At 36.5% G+C, this 18726-nt stretch carries 15 protein-coding genes; 9 read left to right on the forward strand and 6 right to left on the reverse strand.

The window, feature by feature from the left end:
• Positions 1-156 precede the first annotated feature (156 nt).
• The gene (locus HHU08_RS22320) at positions 157-1128 is read left to right on the forward strand and encodes an exonuclease domain-containing protein (RefSeq protein WP_016203383.1); all 972 of its coding nucleotides are present in this window, start codon (positions 157-159) and stop codon (positions 1126-1128) included.
• Between the two features lie 245 nt (positions 1129-1373).
• On the opposite strand, the gene HHU08_RS22325 is transcribed toward HHU08_RS22320, so the two are convergent.
• Positions 1374-2102 carry a YwaF family protein gene (locus HHU08_RS22325; protein ID WP_169189374.1) on the reverse strand — a complete coding sequence of 243 codons (729 nt, stop codon included), beginning with the start codon at positions 2100-2102 and terminating at the stop codon, positions 1374-1376.
• A gap of 455 nt (positions 2103-2557) precedes the next feature.
• On the opposite strand from HHU08_RS22325, the gene HHU08_RS22330 reads away from it, so the two are divergent.
• Positions 2558-2740 carry an aspartyl-phosphate phosphatase Spo0E family protein gene (locus HHU08_RS22330; RefSeq protein WP_016205468.1) on the forward strand — a complete coding sequence of 61 codons (183 nt, stop codon included), beginning with the start codon at positions 2558-2560 and terminating at the stop codon, positions 2738-2740.
• Between the two features lie 49 nt (positions 2741-2789).
• Here the strand turns inward: HHU08_RS22330 and HHU08_RS22335 are convergent, their stop codons facing one another.
• Positions 2790-3818: a homoserine dehydrogenase gene (locus HHU08_RS22335; protein ID WP_407939871.1), complete on the reverse strand. Its 1029-nt coding sequence runs from the start codon at positions 3816-3818 to the stop codon at positions 2790-2792.
• A gap of 139 nt (positions 3819-3957) precedes the next feature.
• Here HHU08_RS22335 and HHU08_RS22340 point away from each other — a divergent pair, with 139 nt between their 5' ends.
• Together HHU08_RS22340 and HHU08_RS22345 are read left to right on the forward strand one after the other, a co-directional pair.
• Positions 3958-4455: a sigma-70 family RNA polymerase sigma factor gene (locus HHU08_RS22340; protein WP_101729832.1), complete on the forward strand. Its 498-nt coding sequence runs from the start codon at positions 3958-3960 to the stop codon at positions 4453-4455.
• Positions 4448-5590, forward strand: coding sequence for an anti-sigma factor (locus HHU08_RS22345; protein ID WP_205835679.1), 1143 nt, complete (start codon positions 4448-4450; stop codon positions 5588-5590). The genes HHU08_RS22340 and HHU08_RS22345 overlap by 8 nt, the downstream gene beginning before the upstream one ends.
• Before the next feature lie 268 nt (positions 5591-5858).
• Here HHU08_RS22345 and HHU08_RS22350 read toward each other — a convergent pair whose 3' ends face one another.
• The 3 genes from HHU08_RS22350 to HHU08_RS22355 form a co-directional block, all read right to left on the reverse strand.
• Positions 5859-7274, reverse strand: coding sequence for a SpoVR family protein (locus HHU08_RS22350; RefSeq protein ID WP_101729833.1), 1416 nt, complete (start codon positions 7272-7274; stop codon positions 5859-5861).
• Between the two features lie 260 nt (positions 7275-7534).
• Positions 7535-7660, reverse strand: coding sequence for a hypothetical protein (locus HHU08_RS25605; protein ID WP_263479745.1), 126 nt, complete (start codon positions 7658-7660; stop codon positions 7535-7537).
• Between the two features lie 134 nt (positions 7661-7794).
• On the reverse strand, positions 7795-9795 hold the full coding sequence (locus HHU08_RS22355) for a penicillin-binding transpeptidase domain-containing protein (RefSeq protein ID WP_169189375.1): 2001 nt from the start codon (positions 9793-9795) through the stop codon (positions 7795-7797).
• A gap of 235 nt (positions 9796-10030) precedes the next feature.
• On the opposite strand from HHU08_RS22355, the gene HHU08_RS22360 reads away from it, so the two are divergent.
• The 3 genes from HHU08_RS22360 to HHU08_RS22370 all read left to right on the forward strand — a co-directional run bounded on the left by HHU08_RS22360 (position 10031) and on the right by HHU08_RS22370 (position 13206).
• Complete coding sequence (locus tag HHU08_RS22360) at positions 10031-10411, forward strand: thiol-disulfide oxidoreductase DCC family protein (protein ID WP_101729835.1); 381 nt, start codon at positions 10031-10033, stop codon at positions 10409-10411.
• Between the two features lie 459 nt (positions 10412-10870).
• A complete protein-coding gene (locus HHU08_RS22365; RefSeq protein WP_328823055.1) occupies positions 10871-11752 on the forward strand; it encodes a helix-turn-helix domain-containing protein in 882 nt (293 codons plus the stop codon).
• Positions 11753-12111: 359 nt separating this feature from the next.
• A complete protein-coding gene (locus HHU08_RS22370; RefSeq protein WP_169189377.1) occupies positions 12112-13206 on the forward strand; it encodes a C40 family peptidase in 1095 nt (364 codons plus the stop codon).
• 419 nt (positions 13207-13625) lie between these two features.
• Here the strand turns inward: HHU08_RS22370 and HHU08_RS22375 are convergent, their stop codons facing one another.
• On the reverse strand, positions 13626-13805 hold the full coding sequence (locus HHU08_RS22375) for a hypothetical protein (RefSeq protein WP_101729837.1): 180 nt from the start codon (positions 13803-13805) through the stop codon (positions 13626-13628).
• 150 nt (positions 13806-13955) lie between these two features.
• On the opposite strand from HHU08_RS22375, the gene HHU08_RS22380 reads away from it, so the two are divergent.
• Complete coding sequence (locus HHU08_RS22380; protein WP_169189378.1) at positions 13956-15569, forward strand: SWIM zinc finger family protein; 1614 nt, start codon at positions 13956-13958, stop codon at positions 15567-15569.
• The gene (locus HHU08_RS22385) at positions 15556-18396 is read left to right on the forward strand and encodes a DEAD/DEAH box helicase (RefSeq protein WP_169189379.1); all 2841 of its coding nucleotides are present in this window, start codon (positions 15556-15558) and stop codon (positions 18394-18396) included. Before HHU08_RS22380 ends, HHU08_RS22385 begins: the two co-directional genes overlap by 14 nt.
• Positions 18397-18726 lie beyond the last annotated feature (330 nt).

The following is an 18726-nucleotide window of genomic DNA, read 5'->3' on the forward strand; positions in this document are numbered from 1 at the left end:
CATCTTTATAGAAATTGGATTACAATTCTATTACAATACTATATAAGAATAATATTCCTCTAATACCATTATCTTCTTTCTCCATCTGACCTAATTTCTCTGATGAAAAGATAGAACATGATATACTAATAGAAAAAAAGAGGGAGCGTGTAAGCCGTGGATTTTATTGCTATCGATTTTGAAATAGCGAATGCGGATATGGCAAGTGCCTGCTCAATAGGACTAGCTTATGTAGAAAATAATTCTATTATTAAAGAGGAATATTTTTTAATTAAACCTCCAAGTCTATTATTTGATCCAAAGTTTACAGCGATTCATGGAATAACCGAAAAAGATGTTGAGGAAGCGAAAAGTTTTCCGGAGGTTTGGGAATGGATAAAAGAAGCTATTTCTTCTCATACCATCATTGCCCACAATGCTCAGTTTGATATGAGTGTTCTCTATTGCTGTCTGGAAAAATATCAATTCGATATGCCTGATTTTTCTTATATTTGTAGCATTCCCATTAGTAATCGCGCAACTAGAGGGGCGAAGGTGGGCCAATCATTGAAGGAGCGAACATCTTATTTTGGTATTTCAATGGAAGAACATCATCACGCAGGTTCGGATGCGCGAGCATGTGCAGAGCTTGTCATTGCTTGCATTCAGTCGAGAAAAAAGGATTCGTTAAGTACCTATTGTGCTTCTTATCCAACTCTTCCTATTAAACAATTTTCTGAACTAAAACCACAAACTACTTTTGGCAGAGCTACTACTTTTTCTAAAAGAAAGCCAGTCAAAAAATTCTCATCAGTTTCCATTTCAGAAATTACGCCAACAACTGATTCTTTTGATGAGAACCACCCACTTTATGAAAAAAACCTTGTTTTCACTGGCGATCTACAATCACTTGAACGAAAAGAAGCCATGCAGCAAGTTGTCGACTTAGGTGGAGTCATCAAAAGTGGCGTCAGCAGCAAAACCGATTATTTGGTTGTCGGCGTACAAGACCAAAAGCTTGTCGGATCAGAAGGCATAAGTTCAAAAGAGAAAAAAGCATACGATTTACAAGCAAAAGGAAAGGCAATTGAAATTATCAATGAACAACAATTTTTAGCGTTATTGAATAAAGAGCGAGTAAATCATTAAAAAAGGCTGTTTTTCGTAAAGTTTGTTGCTACTACCCGCACCCGGAATACACTTCGCTTTCCGTCGGGCTCGTGCTGAGCCTCCCACAGAAGTCTTCGTGTATTCCGGCTGCTCCATTTTTCCAACTAATTCTTTTTTTCGATTAAAAAAACAACAATCCTTTAGAAAACAGCCTTAAAAAAAGAATTGAATTCATTTTCCCGTTAAAGAAGACTGTTTCACTATATTCTAATGAAGCAGTCTTTTTATAAGGCTCCTTTTCTCCTCTGCTGTCCCCTTTTCCATCGAAATGGAATTAGCAAAGCTAAAAACAATAAAAGTGCGACTACCTCAAGAACAAACACATAATACGGATATGGTCCCAAATAATCGAAAAGGGAACCATTTGCTGGCTTAGAGGCTAAAAACATATAATTACCACCTGTATATTTATTGACCATCCACGCCAGTCCAGCACAACTATTTAGAAAGGCGAATGACAGAAACAATCCTTTTTTTGTCGGTTTATATTGGTGGACAAGCACAAAGTAAAGACATGTCCATATAATAAGAATGTGCGTAACAAAAAAGTGAAAATAACGGAAATGGGGATAACCAAAAAACAATTCTGGTGTGACAATAGCCATTAATGCGCCTATAATTCCAATAAAATAAACTACTTGAAAAACAAGCTCCCATTTAGTAATTAGTAGCAGCAAGCAAAGAACTAAACTAATGGAACAAAGATGGAACGGCAGCATAAAAGTAGCATTCCATAACCGATCCTTATACATCCAATAATGATACATCGCCTCTAAACCTAGTAGTAATAGGAAAAAGACAAATCGAACAATACCACTTCGATTTTCGATGGCATTCCGAAAAACAGCAAGTAACACACCCCCTGTAATAAGAATGCCTATCATAACTAGATGGGATACAGAAAATAATTCAAAGGGGAAATCATTATCAAGATGCCCGTACCATCCCTTCATTTACACCATTCTCCTTTCTGGTATTTTCCGAAAAAATTATTTTTCCCAAATTTTTTTAGAAACTATGTATAAAAGTTTAATAGTTTGGGAATATTATAGACAAATACTACTGAAAAAGAAAAAGCATTTTTAAAGGAGAGGATCATGATGAAACTACAAACAAATACTGCAATGACTGATTTTATTGACAAAGATAAATTCGAATTAGAATCCTACCTTGAATATTTATTTAACATTGCTTCGGAAAAATAATCTGGAGGATACGCTGCTTTTCCAACTAAAAAAGCAGCGTATCCTCCAGGCTCCTGTTTAGAAAACTTTGTTAGGTTGCATTCCTCTTAAAGAAACAAGTCATCCATACACTTTTTTGTAAATTCCTTAGAAAAAGCACTTAATATTTCCAATTCAATTTGGTAAAATAGGAAAGCAATCTATCAAAATTAGGAGCGTCAAAAATGGTACTTTCTCGCATTAATATTGAAAATGCATGTGAACTACTAGACACTATCGATTTACTAAAGACCCAATTGCTTAAATATGGGATTGAAAAAGGCTTAAATGATCCCAATACCATTCAAATAAGTGAACAGCTAGACACATATATTGTCATGTATCAGAAAAAAATGGCTCAAAAATAGAATACTATACATAAATCCTCTGCGAATCCTCATCTAAACCGATTACTAATTAGCGAATAAGATTAATAATATCTTTCATTGCTGCCGCTGCTGCGCCCTTCGGATGAGACGCACCGCCAACACAGCAAATGGTTCCCATCTCTTCCGTTTCAAACAAAATTCCTTTATTTGTTCCCTTTACATGAATTAGCGGATTTTCAGGAGGAATGATTTCTGGTTTTACTTGTAAAACCAACCTATCTCTTTGCTTTTTTGCTGATGCAATCAGCTTCCACTCACACCCATTTATTTTAGCGCGTTGCATATCCGCTTTTGTGACCTTTTCTATGCCATCTACCACAATATCTTCTAATGTTAGATTAGTATGAAATAAGCCATTTGCTAGTAGCAGTATTTTGCATGCACTGTCCAATCCTTTAATATCTAAATCGGGATTCTTCTCCGCAATTCCATTTTCTTGTGCTAGCTGCAATGCTTTTTCAAAAGTTAGATTCCCCTCTGACATACTTGTCAGAATGAAATTAGATGTCCCGTTTAAAATCCCTTTTATCGATTGAATAGTGCTGCCTGCCAAACTAAATTCACCAATATCTAATGTAGGTAACGCTGCTGCTGTAGCTCCACTATACTTGATATACCGCCCTTTTGCCTTTGCAATTGCCAGTAATTCAGGCAAGGAATGAACAAGTGCCCCTTTGCTGACAGAAACAATATCCATATTCGCCTCAAGCGCTTGTTTTATATAAGAAAGGGCGGGTTCTCCTGTTTCTAGATTCGTTGGTGTACATTCTACGAGAATATCCCCTTTCATTGATGGAGATTCAAGCACTAAATCTTTCATGCTAGCATATTGCGAAATTCCAATTGATCCTGTGGGGAGCCCGTGCAATATAGATAGATCTAATCCTTCTGGGTCATAAATCATCCCAATTGAGCCAACCACTCCGATTACTGTATATTCTGTATGATATTGTTCTATGAACGCTTCTTTTTTACGATATAATAATTCGACAAATTCTTTAGCAACTGTGCCATATCCAGTAATAACTATTTTTCTTTGCTTCATCGCCTTTATTATTCCTTTCTTTGCTTTTCTTGCTATAGATTTCTGTCTTTTTGTAACTATTTCCTTTATTTTGGATTAAAATTTTTGATGTCAGTAAATTTACTGTAACTTTTCGTTTGCATCACCGTGTTATACATAATAGGGGGCGAAGATGAAGGATTCTATCGATACTATTTATCAAACTTATTTTAATGATATATATTATTTTCTCCTTTCACTCTGCCATAATCATCATTCTGCAGAAGATTTAGTTCAAGAAACATTTTTTAGGGCACATCTCTATCTAGAAAATTTTCAAGGAAAAAATGTGAAGGCTTGGCTTTTTACTGTTGCTTATCATGTATTTATCGATCAGTTTCGAAAAAATAAGCGACTAGTAATCAAAGAGGATGATTTCTTTCAAAGAAAGATGGATAACGCACAGAGAATAGAGGAGACAATCGTACTAAAAGAAGATATCCAAAGGGTTATAGACATTCTAAAAATATTACCTGAGAAACAAAAGATGGCTGTATTATTAGCTGATTTTCATGAACTAACAACAGAAGAAGCCGCAGCGGTCATGAACGTTAGTCCTACCTACTTTAAAGTACTACTGTTCCGGGGAAGACAGATTATAAGACAGAGGAGGAAAGAATTCCATGAGTGAGGAATACAAAAAAAAATTAGAGGCCTTTAAACGAGGAGAACTTTCGGAAGTGGAAGCGGAAGAAATGGAAAGGGATTTAGAAAAAGTCGAACAATATTTACAAGTTTTTGAGGAAGCTGAAATGGGAAATCAAGAACAAGCTGTAACTCCGATGATGGATCAAAAAAAACAAAAGAAAATTTTAAGAAAGGGAAAATGGAAAGCCAGATTTCAAACAGCATTTACTGCCTTAGGACTAATAATTACTTTCACCATTATTTCTTCCATTTTAACTGCTGTTTATTACTCCTGGGGCACTCCAGATAGAACGGATGTATACCGAAACATCATTGATTTAACATTAACTGTAACAGATCCATACGGTCAGTTTAGTGGAACCAGCACAAATACAAAACCTTACTTTGGACTGGAAGCAACAACAGATATAGAAAAACGGGTTGGAGATGAAATCTTTAAAGTAGGAGAATATAAAACAAATTTTTTATTTTCGATGATGAGTTTTCCAGAAAAGGAAACAGAGGGAATTATACCACAGCAACAACCCTCTTTTTCTTTTTTATCAAAAGAAACCTCTCCATCAGAATGGAACAGACTTGAAAAAGTAAAGAGTGGTACTGTCTCGTCTGTTTATCTGTCCTTTTCTGAATTATTATCTACTAATGAAGTCTTTGATCATTTTAAAGATAGAAATTTAGATATTATCTGGTTTGCAGTAGATACAGGAGTAGAAGCTAAAGAGGAATATGGATTCGAAGCCATTGGATTTCCTAGTACACCAATATGGCATGATGATGATATGATCACGGATTCCGTAGAAGAGGAAGGAAATTTTTGGTTCTCAGTGGAATCCAGCTCCGCTTCTTCACCTGAGTATACAGAAGGAGATTCCAAGATTCTACATCAACAATTTCTAAAAACACTAAAATTTTTAGAGCCCTATGAAAAAAAGGCAGAAAAGTTTCATTTCGGTCATTTAGACTTAGGCAAGCGATTAGAGTATCTGGAAAAGCATGGGGTTTATCACTATGGAATTGTCATTACAGGTCCCACAGAGGAAATATTAAAGTTGAAAAAGGAAAGCTGGATAAACGACATTCGCATTGATGAAATAAGTTTTTGGAATTGGAATAGATAAAAGCACAGGCTGTTTTCGTATAGTTTGTTGCTATTACCCGCAGCCGGAATACACTTCGCTTTCCGTGTGGCTCGCGCTGAGCCTCCTCAGCTTTCGCCTCCGGGGTCTCAGACTGTCTCGCTAATCCCCGTGGCGTCTTCGTGTATTCCGGCTGCTCCAATTTTCCTATTAATTCTTTTTTCCTATTGAAAAAACAACAATCTTTTAGAAAACAGCCAAAACAAAAAAATGACCTACAGCGCAATATGTCCCTGTAGGTCTGTTCTTCTTATAAATATTTTCGGTGCAGCGCTTTTCCGTCATAGCTATAAACAAGCTGTTTATCTTCTACCACTGTTTCAATATGCACGCCTCTCCCCCATAATTGATGAATATACGGAAGTACTTTTTCTAAATATTTCAAGTCTAATTCAATTCCTTCATAACCATGCTTTAAGTATAGCTCACCATTTTTATTATAATCACCATCATTGACTGTAATATATGGGAATCCACCGTTAACCCTCATGCTTACTAATTGATCACGTACCTGCTCCCATGCTTTATCGACAATTTTATAATCTCTGCCTTGCTTTTGGAAAAGATACATGTCTTCTCTCATCACGAGATCTTTTGTTAAATAGTTTCTTAGAAAAGAAATATCTGATTCTATTTCGCGAACCTCAAACATCTTTTCCCGTCCTGAACCTTGCTTAACTCCGCGTTTCTTCATTTCCTCAGTTGGATTATTATAGCGTTCCTCAATATCTTCAAATATCTTTAATCCTAGATAATAGGGGTTTATGCCCGTTTTAGACGGCTGTACAACCCCTGCATTTAGCTTCGCAAATTCAATCGCTTCTGCACTTGTTAAGTCTAATTCCCTGACAATTCGCTGATGCCAGTAGGATGCCCAGCCTTCATTCATGATCTTTGTTTCTAATTGAGGCCAGAAATAAAGCATTTCCTCTCGCATCATCGTTAAAACATCCCTTTGCCAGTCCGTGAGCTCTCTACTAAAGTTTTCGATAAAAAGTAATAAATCTTTCTCAGGCTGTGGCGGGAATTTCTTCGCTACCTTTTTCTTTTGCTTTTTTGGTTTATTTCGGTCATCCAATCCCCATAATTCATCATAAGGAGTACTGGTTGGTTCTTCTTCCTCCACAAACTCTACATCATCCATCGACCATGCCAATTTAGGTCTCATCAAGCTTGGATCAATATGTTCATCAATGGCTAATACAGCATCCAAAAACGTTTCCACTTCATGCTTTCCATATTTGATTTCGTATTGGCGAATTCGATCGGCTGTTGCTGCCATGCTTTCGACCATTTCACGTTTCGTATTTTGAAACCGCACATTATTTTTAAAGAAGTCACAGTGTGCCAGAACATGGGCAACGATCAGTTTATTATTGATTAACGAGTTACTATCAAGCAAAAATGCATAGCACGGGTTTGAGTTTATAACTAATTCATATATTTTTGACAATCCTAAATCATAATGTAGTTTCATTTTATGAAACTGTTTTCCAAAACTCCAATGGGAAAATCGAGTAGGCATTCCGTATGCACCGAATGTATAAATGATATCCGCAGGACAAATTTCATATCTCATTGGATAAAAGTCTAGTCCAAATCCAGAAGCAATCTCGGTAATTTCGTCAATGGCATATTCTAATTCCTTTTGTTCTACCTCATTCATTCCGCTCTCTCCTTTCACCGTTTAAACTAATGTATGAAGGGAAAAAGTGAATCATGTGTAAATTGGATAGAAATTGCGATAGATCGATGGTTTTTATTTATAAGATAGGTAGAGTTTTTGGGATGAGTAGAGATACTTCTTTTTGTGGATTTTAATCTTTTGGGAGATCTCCTAGAGTAGCACTTTACTCTTGACTGATCCTCGGCTTTCATTCACCTGATGAACACCACTTTTCGCTTGCCCCCTCTGATTTTTGGCTTTCATTCGCCTGATGAACACCACTTTTCGCCTGCCCCCTCTGATCCTCGGCTTTCATTCACCTGATGAACACCACTTTTCGCTTGCCCTCTCTGATTTTTGGCTTTCATTCGCCTGATGAACACCACTTTTCGCTTTCCTCCTCTGCTTTTCGGCTTTCATTCGCCTGATGAACACTATTTTCTGTTTTACACTCCTTTGCTTTTCACAGATTTCATTTCAAAAGAAAATGGAGCATTCACTAGGAACACTCCTTCTTCCTTTATTCTATTATCTCTTTCACTTTTTTCACGACGTGTCCGGAGCTGCCTTTGTCTTGCACGGCTTCCATCATCATTGCAATCAAGAAGTCTTTTTTGTCTTTATCATAAGTGACATACCAGCCGTTTTCTGTTCCTTTTTCGCCTTGCTTTTCTTTTAATTCAGCTGTTCCTGTTTTTCCTGCGAACGTTTTGCCACTTATTTTTCCGCCACGTGCTGTACCATTTGGATTTTCAATAACTTGCTGTAAGTCATCTGAAATCGTATTGGCAACCGATTCGTCCATGATTTTTTCTTTCCAAACTTTCCCCTTCTCGTCACTATCTAATAGGGTAGGTGTCATTAGATTTCCACCTGTAACAAACGGAGTATATGCTGTCGCAAGGTGAATCACACTCATTTCTACATGCCCTTGACCATAGCCTGAGTCTGCTAATAAAATTTCTGTATCCAATTTGCCATATGTGGATGTTTCAATTGGAAAAGCATAAGTAAACGGCTCTTCAAATCCAAATTTCTTTAACTCGTTTGCAAATTTTTCTTTCCCTAAATCAAGCGCTGTTTGCGCAAAGTAAATATTATCACTGTAAAGCAAAGCATCTGCAAGATTTACTGGAGCTGAGCTGCTATGCACTCTTGTAACAAAATAACCGCCCCATGATTTATCCTTTTGCCATTGCTTTGTGGTAATCTTCCTTTCCTGTTCAGGAGTAATCACGCCCTCTGTTAATGCAGCTGCTGCTACAAGAGGCTTCATTACAGAACCAGGTGCATATTTATTTTTAAAACGATTGGTAAAAGGATCTAGCTTATTATTATCGTATGCTTCTTTCTCAGACGTTGTCAGACCAACAACCATCTTGTTTGGATCAAATGCAGGGCTGCTAACCAACGCAAGTGTTTCTCCTGTTTGTGGATTAATAGCTGCTGCTGTACCTGCCTCTCCATCCATTTTTTCATATATTTCTTTTTGTAAATCAGCGTCTATTGTCAACTTTATATTTTCGCCATTTTGTACTTCTTTTTTCGCCAAAGTAACCGTACTGCCGTCTGTCTTTTTAATTGAAATTTGTTCACCATTCGAACCTTTTAGTCGTTCTTCCAGTACTTGCTCCAAGCCTCTTTTTCCAATTACATCTGTGCTTGAATAGCCTTTCTCCTGATTTTTCTCGAGCTCCTCTGCAGTGATGTTGCCGATATAGCCAATTAAATGTGCAGCACTTTCGCCAAATGGATAAATTCTTCCTTTTGTATCTTGCTTTTGCACACCAGGTAATGCAAAAAGTTTATCTAAATAAGCACGATCTCCTGTTGCTACTTTTTTAATAGGAACAAAAAAGCTTGGTTGTACCCAATCTGCATTGAGTGCTTTCTCTACTGTATCTTTTTTAATATCTAAAAGCTTTGCTAGTTCATTAACAACGGCATCTGAATTATCTCCCATTTGTTCTGGAACTAGTCCAATTTCATAAATTACACCATTCATTGCTAACGGATTTTCATTTTTATCGACAATACTGCCTCGTTCTGCTGGAATCGTGTTGACAGAAATTTTGTCGTCAGGACCTAACTCCGAAAAAATATAAGTAGTATCCCAATTAATATACCAATTCTCGTCTTTCTCTCTCTCTTCTTTCACCAGTGCAGCCTGATTATCAAAGCTGATTTCTCCTGCCATGCTGTTCATTTTAACCGAAAATGGAATTTCTGCTTTTTCTACTTTATTGAACTTTTCGTCTTCTGCTGGTTTCTTATATGTGATCTTTAAATCTTTAATACTTAAGTCTGTGTAGATTTTTTCATATCTGGCAACAAAGTCTTCTTCCGAAATATTTTCTTTTGCTTCTGTTGAAAGAAAGGCATACATATCTTTGAATTTCTGATCATTCCAAAGTTTTATATATTGTGATAGCCGTTCATCTGGGGTAGGATCATTTTTATTGCATCCTGTTACCACTGCTATCAAAATTAATATCAGTAAAAGCATCCATCTCTTTTTCATTCCTATCTCCCCTTCTAATCTACTACTACTAGCGTACCATTTTTTCCTCAAAACGGATAAAGAATTATATACAAAATTTAATTTTTTTATCTCTTATTTCCTACACTCTGTATATTATTATCTTCCTAAAAAAATAATAACTCTATTACGAAAACCAATCGAAAAAGTTACAAATAGTTTTTGACATACTTTTTTAGCATCTTTTGCTAAAATACAAGCTAAGGGGGAAACATGTATGATTGTGTTATTTGATGGGGTTTGTAATTTATGTAGTAAAAGTGTGCAATTTATTATAAAAAGGGATCCTCATAACCAATTCCTTTTTGCTTCTCTGCAAAGTGAAATGGGAAAAAGTCTTTTAGAAAAACATCATTTATCCGAGGTTGATAGTGTCGTTCTTATTAAAGAAGATATGTACTATATGGAATCAGATGCGGCTTTGGAAATTTGCCGCCATCTTTCTAGTGGATGGAAGCTTCTAGCTATTTTAAAAGTGATTCCTTCCTCCATAAGAGATCCTCTTTATCAATTTGTTGCTAGAAATCGTTATAGATGGTTCGGCAAACAAGACTCTTGTATGCTTCCAACAGAAGAGATGAAGAAGCGTTTTTTGTAATAGCCCCTCTTTTTTCAAAATGCTCTGATCCTCTCTCCGTTTGCTTTTTCAAAGTCCAAACAATTACTGAAGAACTGCTCCATTACCTTCTAAAAACCTCCTAATATTAAAAAAAAAGACCGCTTTCTCATCAGAAAACGGCAGAAAATTGGAGATAAAAGGACTACTCGTAAAACAGATATTGGGGTTTAATAGAAATCTCAATTTCTATTAAAAATGCTCAATTAAGTTTATTGTGCTCATAATTAGAAGGCGTAGGTGGGCACTTCTAAAAATAGCAAAAATATTCTTAATATATTGCGGTAAAACCAATTAAATCATATTATAAAGATAGATGAATTCTTGATTTCCAAGTATATATCGCCATTTTGCGGCATTTCACACTGTTTTCCCCCAAAATTCATTACAAAATATAACTTTAGGAATATTCATAAAAAAGGTATGCTTTTCTAAGTAGGAGTGAAGCGATTGGATTTTTCAGCGGTTGGAGAAAAAATCAAGGAATTACGCAAGCAAATGGGGTTATCACAAAAAGAACTTGCTCACAATATATGCACACAGGCGCAAATTAGTAAAATAGAAAAGGGAGAAGTGCTTCCACTGTCTTCTACTCTTTATCTTATTTCTCGGCGGCTAGGCGTTGATGTGAACTATTTCTTCGATATCGGCACAACACCAAGACTTGATTATGTAGAAGAAACCTTTCGACAATTAAAAACAGCACGAAGAAATACCGACTATCAAACATTAAAACAAATTGTAAAAGCAGAAGAAAAAAACCCTCTATTTACGCACCATAAAAAAAACTATCAAATGTTACTTTGGCATAAGGCGATTTATGTCTTTGAAATCGACCGTGATTTTAATCGAGCGGTAAACCTTATAAATGAAGCAATTGAGCTTACCTTTGATACCGTCTACACAGAAAGAGAGCTAGAAATCTTTATTAGCAAAGGGATCTTTTACTATGAAGAAGGTTTCATCGAGGATTCCTTGACCATTTATCAACAAGCATTTAAAGCAGTAAATCAACTTCCATATTTACAAGATGATACAATTAAAAGTAGGTTATACTTTAATATTGCTAAATCATTAACAGATCAGTCGCGGTACGATACTTCGATTAACTACTGTAAGGAAGGAATCGATTGGGCTATTCAGCAGGATAATCTTTATCTGTTAGCTCACTTTCACTATCATATAGGATATAACTACGAATTACAAAAGAATTTTGACCTAGCTTCTCAATATATGAGAGATGCCCTCATGATTTTCCAATTAGTAAAAGACTCTCGGTATACGGACTATATTGGAAATAAAATAAATAGTTGGCAAAACTAATCGTTTATAAAGAAAGCTTCCATCACAGAGGTCCCCCACGGATGGATAGTTACACTTATCAAACGTTAAGAGTTGGAAAGATGTCTTGCAAATATTCTCTCCCCACTTAAATGTGTGGGATGATATTTGAAGGCATTTTTGTTTGTTTCCCCCCCCTCAAATATACCTGGTTAATTATACCTTTATTGATTCACCAAGTCCTCTCCACGATATCCTAAGCCCTATTGATAATTAACTATGAGAAATTACCTATTTTTCTAAAACTCTATTTTTTTTAGCGAAATAAAAGGTCAATAGTCTGATAGGTTATGGTAAGATAGGTATACCAAAGTTTATTCATTAGGAGTGAGTAATAAAAAATGAAGAAGAAAGTCACAGTATTGACAACTACTGCGATTCTGTCAACCACTTTCGCAGCAAACGCCTCGGCTAGTACTTATGTAGTAAAAAAAGGGGATACATTAGGACAGATTGCGCAGAAATACAATACTACTGTTAATGAGTTAAAATCTCTTAATAATCTTTCCTCAGACCTTATTTTAATCAATCAAAAATTATCAATTGCAGATAGCTCAAAGTCTACAAGTAGCAATACTACTACAAGTAATCAATCTTCAACAAAGACAAGCACTGCTGCAAAAACGTATAAAGTTGTTTCAGGGGACTCCCTTATAAAAATAGCAAATAAGCATTCTATTTCTTTAGGTGAGTTACAGCAATGGAATAATCTCTCATCATCGCTTATTTATCCTGGTGATATTTTATATGTTTCCAAACCTGGAACTGCTACCAATACACCAGCGTCAAATTCATCCAATAATTCTGGAAACGCTGGCAATACAACGGTTAAAGAAACTACTTCTGCATCTACAGCCACATATACAATTAAAAGTGGAGATACTTTAAGCAAAATTGCTTCTACTTATAAAATGTCTGTAAGTCAATTGAAGCAGTTAAATAATCTTAATTCTGATTTAATTTTCCCAGGGCAAAAACTGAAGGTTACTGCTTCTGAAAAGGTAACGAATACAGGGAATAATAATTCCTCATCTAGTACAGCAACCCCTATTTCCACGGGAAATAATGGACAATCCTATGCTTCTAAGGTAGTTTCTGCTTCAAAAAGTCTAATTGGCCTACCATATGTTTGGGGCGGTTCGACTACTGCTGGCTTTGACTGCAGTGGATTTGTTTACTATGTATTAAACCAAAGCGGTAAATCAATTGGACGTTATTCTGCTGAAGGCTACTATGATCGCAGCTATTATGTAGATATTCCAGCAGTTGGGGATATTGTCTATTTTAAAAATACTTACAAACAAGGTATCTCTCATTTAGGTATTTATATTGGCAACAATGAATTTATTCACGCTGATTCAAGCGGCGTTCGTGTTACAAGCTTAGATAACTCGTATTATAAAGAGCATTTTGATAGTTTTAAACGCTTGTATTAAAAGATAATGGTTGATGGTGGCTGTCTAATTTGGCAGCCTTTTTGTGTTTTTCTGGTTGTGGGGTGATTTTTTGGGTTGGCTGATTTCCTCTTCACTTTAGCTGATATATTTGTGCGTTGGCTGATTTCCCCTTCTCTTTGGCTGATATATTCCTAGTTTGGCTGATTTCCCCTTCTCTTTCGCTGATATATTCTCCGTTTGGCTGATTTCCTCTTCTCTTTGGCTGATATATTCCTAGTTTGGCTGATTTCCCCTTCTCTTTGGCTGATATATTCTCCGTTTGGCTGATTTCCTCTTCTCTTTGGCTGATATATTCTTAGTTTGGCTGATTTCCCCTTCTCTTTGGCTGATATATTCTCCGTTTGGCTGATTTCCTCTTCTCTTTGGCTGATATATTCCTAGTTTGGCTGATTTCCTCTCTACTTTGGCTGATATATTCCTAGTTTGGCCGATTTCCCCTCTATTTTGGCTGATATCAGCACTACTACAATTAATTTTTCTCTTTTCACTGCCCAAGTCACAGCTATCCGGACATATTTTTGTTCATTCCCTATATTCTCAGCTTTAAAACTATTTACTAGTTCCTTCTTTACTTCCATTCTTATGTCCTCTACCATCTCCTCGCAAAAAGCGTTATAATTAAAGAATGGACTTTTTTCGCGCGTCATTTTTCAACGTTATTTATGAAGCGCAAAAAAAGCATAATACGGAATCAATAAACTAATAAATGTTCTTGGGAGGGATACATTATGCTTCAAGAAAAATATTTAGAGCCATTGAATTTTTGTGCAGAAAACTTAATGAATTTATTGGATGCAAATGATCCCCGAATGAAAAACATTGTAGAAAAGGGACTTCTTTTATATAGGCAAAGCTTTGTCTATCAAGTCAAATTTTCCAATGAAATAGTGTCTGGAATGATCCAGGATGTTATGCCAGTGAAGGCAACATTGGATTTGGATTATATTCAATACAGCTCTTGTACTTGTCATGCGGAAGGTTTTTGTCGCCATCAGCTTGCTTTGTTTTTCTATTTACTTGCTCAAGTTGGAAAGGTGTCAACTTGGTTAGAGGCTTGGAGAAAGCCAATTAAAAATACGGAACTGCTAAAGAATCTCGGCATTATGCGAGCAAGCGACTTATTGAAGGAATCCGAGGATAAAGAACCAAATTACGAAGACTGGATGGAAACCTTTGATAAGAGTTTTCATTCGCTTATGCCTACGAATGAAAATAAACCATATATGATCGCAGAAACGTATTATATTTATATGCGAAAAATAAAAGCAGCAACTCCTCTGCAAACAGAGTGGAAGCTTCTTTATTTAGTCATCGCTCAAGTATTTACATTTAAACAATTATTAACACTTAGCAAAAATCTGGATCATAATACACAAACGATTAATCGTTATTATCGACATCTTTTTCAAGATTTAATGAACAGTATTGAGGATAATCTTTATAAACTATCGAACTTTACCTTGCCATTTGCTTTTGACGACTTCTTAATTAGACTCAAGGAGGACGTCCAGTCCATACTAACGATTCAACCACTAGTAACATTCGAATGTATACAGCTCTATCGACTGATGTGGACAGATCTTTTTTCCACGAAAAACTGGAGACAGGATGAATTAAGTACACTATTAGCTAACAACAATCCGACGTTTTCTGAGAAAGTTGCTATCATCCATCTTGATGTACTTCTTCAAAAAGACCAAGATGCCCTTCATGTGATTCAGTCTCTTGATTCAGAAGTTACTGCTTACCTGCTTTATTGGATTGATTATTTGTCAAGTCGCAAAGCATGGAAACGGATGGATTTATATGTACCAGCCTTTATTCAAGAACTAAAAAAATATTTATGTACAGATGAAGATGACGAATATTGCTATGAATTCACATCAATGGCGTTACGAGCGATTCTTCCTTATTGTCTGGCTATGAATAAAGAAGATTTACTTGAAAAAGCGTATATTCATACCCTTCCCTATAGCTTTCGGAAATACGAGGACTTTCTGTATGAGAAGAAACAGTTTGATAAATGGATCGATCTATTTACAATGATGGGATACGGACTAGATAATCTACATAAAGAGCAGATAAAATTATTGCAGGATTACGATTATTCTTTACTGCTTTCTTTATATCATCGTTCTATTCAAGAACATATTGAAGGAAAAAATAGAGAACACTATCGAATCGCCGTCCGTCAATTAAAGAAACTACGTACCCTTTATAAAAAAATGAAAAAGCAAGGCGAATTTGAGCAATTCTTACTGGTTATCTTAGAGCGTACGAAACGATTAAGAGCCTTTCATGAAGAATGTAGAAAGGGAAAGCTAATCCATGTTGAAAACTAATTATTTAAAAATAAATGTTCATTATTATGAGAATAAAGGATTTTTTTTAACAGGTGAAATAGAGGATCATTATCTTTATCCTAACTATTGGAAAAAACTTCTTTTTCAGCAACATCATGAAAGCTATTACGGTACTATATTAGATACTGTAACAATTGATGGGATAGAGGGAGTCCTAGTAAGTGGCTGGCAGTTAGTCACTTTACTTGCTACCGAAGGATTTAATCGTTACGTCGAGTGGGACTGGAACGATACTGCACAAGTTTGCCTTGCTGCTGCACCAAGTATCCTTGAATCAATTAAACATAAAGAATGGATACCAGATTTCAGTCAGTGGGAAGTCGGAAACTTCCAATGGTCCCTTCCACATCGTGTGATCGATGAGTTTGACCCAAGCTTTTGGGAAATGGAGCTTCATGATGAGTTAGAAGGTCAAACGAATAACGACTTTATTAATCGCTGGTTCCAACATTCTCTTAATCATTATCTAGAGGGCCATAAAGAGACGAAACAAAGTTTCCATGAACGAATGGACACATTAAAGAATGCAAATATTCCATCAGAGCAACTAGCTGCTTACTTTACAGAGGATAAATGGCAAGAGTGGATGGGGCTAAAAGAGACAGACTATCCGTTTACATTAGGGATTCGCCTAGAAGAACCGACAGAAATTGATACAACATGGGATTTGGATTTATTTTTGAAATCGAAGGAAAATCCTGACCTTGTCGTGGATATCTATGATGAAAGCAATATGCCGAAAAAGTGGCTGAATTATGCCTCCTATATAGAGGAAGAACAGCAGCGTTGGCTCCTTCTTTTTCCATGGCTAAAAGGAACAAAAGGAATAACGAATCAATTAACGGAGGAAGAAGCATGGCTTTTCTTATCAGAAGCGAGTGAGACATTCCTCGCACTTGGCGTAGATATTCTTCTTCCTTCTTGGTGGCAAGCAATGAAATCAGCAAATCTGAAAGTGAAGGCTAAAGTGTCCAGTTCAAGTCATCGTCCATCCTATGTAGGCCTTCAAGCGATGCTGGACTATAACTGGCGGTTCTCTATGAATGGTGTTACGCTTTCTGAAGAGGAATTCCATAACTTAGTAGAAGAAAAAAGGCGACTCGTCTTTATTAAAGGGCGTTGGATAAAATTAGATCCTGCTTTCATTCGACAAATACAAGATTTAATGAAAAAAGCCGAAAAAGAAGGTTTGCATGTCCGCGACATTATCGAGCAGGAATTAATGCAGGCAGAAGAACAGCAAAATGATGAGCTAGAGAATCCAAAAACGTTTGCCAAAATCCAAATTGAACTGAATAGACAATGGCGAACAATGATTCATCAATTAAAGGAAGTCAGGAATCTGCCATTGGAGGCAGTTCCGCAAAACTTTTTAGGAGATTTGCGCGACTATCAAGTACTTGGAATGAGCTGGCTCCTCTTCTTAAGAAAGTATGGATTTGGTGCTATATTAGCTGATGATATGGGACTTGGAAAAACGGTCCAGCTAATCTCTTATCTTTTAAAAGTAAAAGAGATTGAAAAGGAACAGACAGCCCCTGCACTTATCATCTGCCCTACTTCTGTACTTGGCAACTGGCAAAAGGAATTAGAACGATTTGCCCCTGACTTAAACGTTTATCTTCATTATGGCGCGAACCGCTTAAAAGATGAGGTATTTGTGCAAAAGGCACAGGAATCAGATGTTGTCTTAACTTCATATGGATTAACACATATTGATTTGCAAAGCTTTCAAGACTTAACATGGAGTACCATTGCGATTGATGAAGCGCAAAATATAAAAAATGCGCAAACCAAGCAGTCAAGAGCCGTAAGAAAGTTAAAGAGTCAGCACAACATTGCGCTTTCTGGAACACCGATGGAAAATCGTCTTAATGAGCTCTGGTCTATTTTTGATTTTACCAATCATGGCTATTTAGGAAGTCTTGGACAATTTCAAAAGCGCTTTGTGATTCCGATTGAAAAAGAAAATAAACCCAAACAGATTCAGCAACTGCAGACACTTATTCGCCCATTCTTATTAAGAAGGACGAAAAAGGATGAAGAGGTTGCCTTAAATCTCCCTGATAAATTGGAACAAAAGGAATATTGTCCGCTAACAACAGAGCAAGCCGCCTTATATGAACAACTAGTAACAGACACATTTGTCCAAATCGAGCAGCTATCTGGATTTGAGCGTAAAGGGCTTGTCTTACAAATGTTAAGTAAATTAAAGCAGCTTTGTAACCACCCTGCACTTTACTTAAAAGAACAGACACCAACAAGCCTATTGGATCGATCAGTGAAAATGGAAAAATTAGCGGAACTGACCGAAACCATTATGGAGCGGAAAGAAAGCTGTCTTATTTTCACTCAATACATTGAGATGGGGCATATGATTCAGGAAATGATGATGAAGAACTTCAAGGTTGAAGTACCATTTTTAAATGGAAGTATGTCCAAGCAACAGCGGGATCGCTTAATTGAACAATTCCAGAATGGAGAATTCCCCATTTTTCTTCTTTCCCTAAAAGCGGGGGGAACCGGATTAAATTTAACAGCGGCAAACCATGTCATTCACTATGATCGTTGGTGGAATCCAGCTGTTGAAAATCAAGCGACAGACCGTGCATACCGCATTGGGCAAACTCGTTTCGTTCATGTTCACAAACTTATTTGTACAGGAACATTAGAAGAAAAAATTGATGCGATGCTTGAGAAAAAACAATCATTAAATGATCAAATCATCCAAAATGAAAATTGGATGACCGAGCTAACGACCGATGAATTAAAAGATTTGGTTTCATTGAATAAGGCTGGGACATAAGTATTCCAGCCATAGATAAACCCGAACAACTATCAAAGAATCCTAAATGGTTGTTCGGGTTTTATTAGTTTTATAAAAGGTTGTTTCAGTACAGTTAGTGTTAATATCCGCAGCCTGAATACACTTCGCTTTCCATGGGGCGAGCGCCGAGCCGCTTCGGCCTCTGGCCTGCAGGGTCTCGGACTTTCTCGCAGCTCCCATAGGAGTCTACGTGTATTCAGGCTGCTCCATATTTCCTACTAATTCATTTTTTCTAAAAAAACAATATTTTTTAGGGTATTGCCTTTAAAAACGGAGTGGAATGGAGCGGAAGACACTCGACTCCTGCGG

The sequence above is a fragment of the Niallia alba genome (assembly GCF_012933555.1).
GTDB lineage: Bacteria > Bacillota > Bacilli > Bacillales > Cytobacillaceae > Niallia > Niallia alba.

Excerpts from the sequence above, each read along its gene's own strand:
- HHU08_RS22325 (WP_169189374.1), bottom strand. The coding sequence starts at position 2,102 with ATGAAGGGATGGTACGGGCATCTTGATAATGATTTCCCCTTTGAATTA.
- HHU08_RS22330 (WP_016205468.1), top strand. The coding sequence starts at position 2,558 with ATGGTACTTTCTCGCATTAATATTGAAAATGCATGTGAACTACTAGAC.
- HHU08_RS22340 (WP_101729832.1), top strand. The coding sequence starts at position 3,958 with ATGAAGGATTCTATCGATACTATTTATCAAACTTATTTTAATGATATA.
- HHU08_RS22345 (WP_205835679.1), top strand. The coding sequence starts at position 4,448 with ATGAGTGAGGAATACAAAAAAAAATTAGAGGCCTTTAAACGAGGAGAA.
- HHU08_RS22350 (WP_101729833.1), bottom strand. The coding sequence starts at position 7,274 with ATGAATGAGGTAGAACAAAAGGAATTAGAATATGCCATTGACGAAATT.
- HHU08_RS22355 (WP_169189375.1), bottom strand. The coding sequence starts at position 9,795 with ATGAAAAAGAGATGGATGCTTTTACTGATATTAATTTTGATAGCAGTG.
- HHU08_RS22360 (WP_101729835.1), top strand. The coding sequence starts at position 10,031 with ATGATTGTGTTATTTGATGGGGTTTGTAATTTATGTAGTAAAAGTGTG.
- HHU08_RS22370 (WP_169189377.1), top strand. The coding sequence starts at position 12,112 with ATGAAGAAGAAAGTCACAGTATTGACAACTACTGCGATTCTGTCAACC.
- HHU08_RS22375 (WP_101729837.1), bottom strand. The coding sequence starts at position 13,805 with ATGGAAGTAAAGAAGGAACTAGTAAATAGTTTTAAAGCTGAGAATATA.
- HHU08_RS22380 (WP_169189378.1), top strand. The coding sequence starts at position 13,956 with ATGCTTCAAGAAAAATATTTAGAGCCATTGAATTTTTGTGCAGAAAAC.
- HHU08_RS22385 (WP_169189379.1), top strand. The coding sequence starts at position 15,556 with ATGTTGAAAACTAATTATTTAAAAATAAATGTTCATTATTATGAGAAT.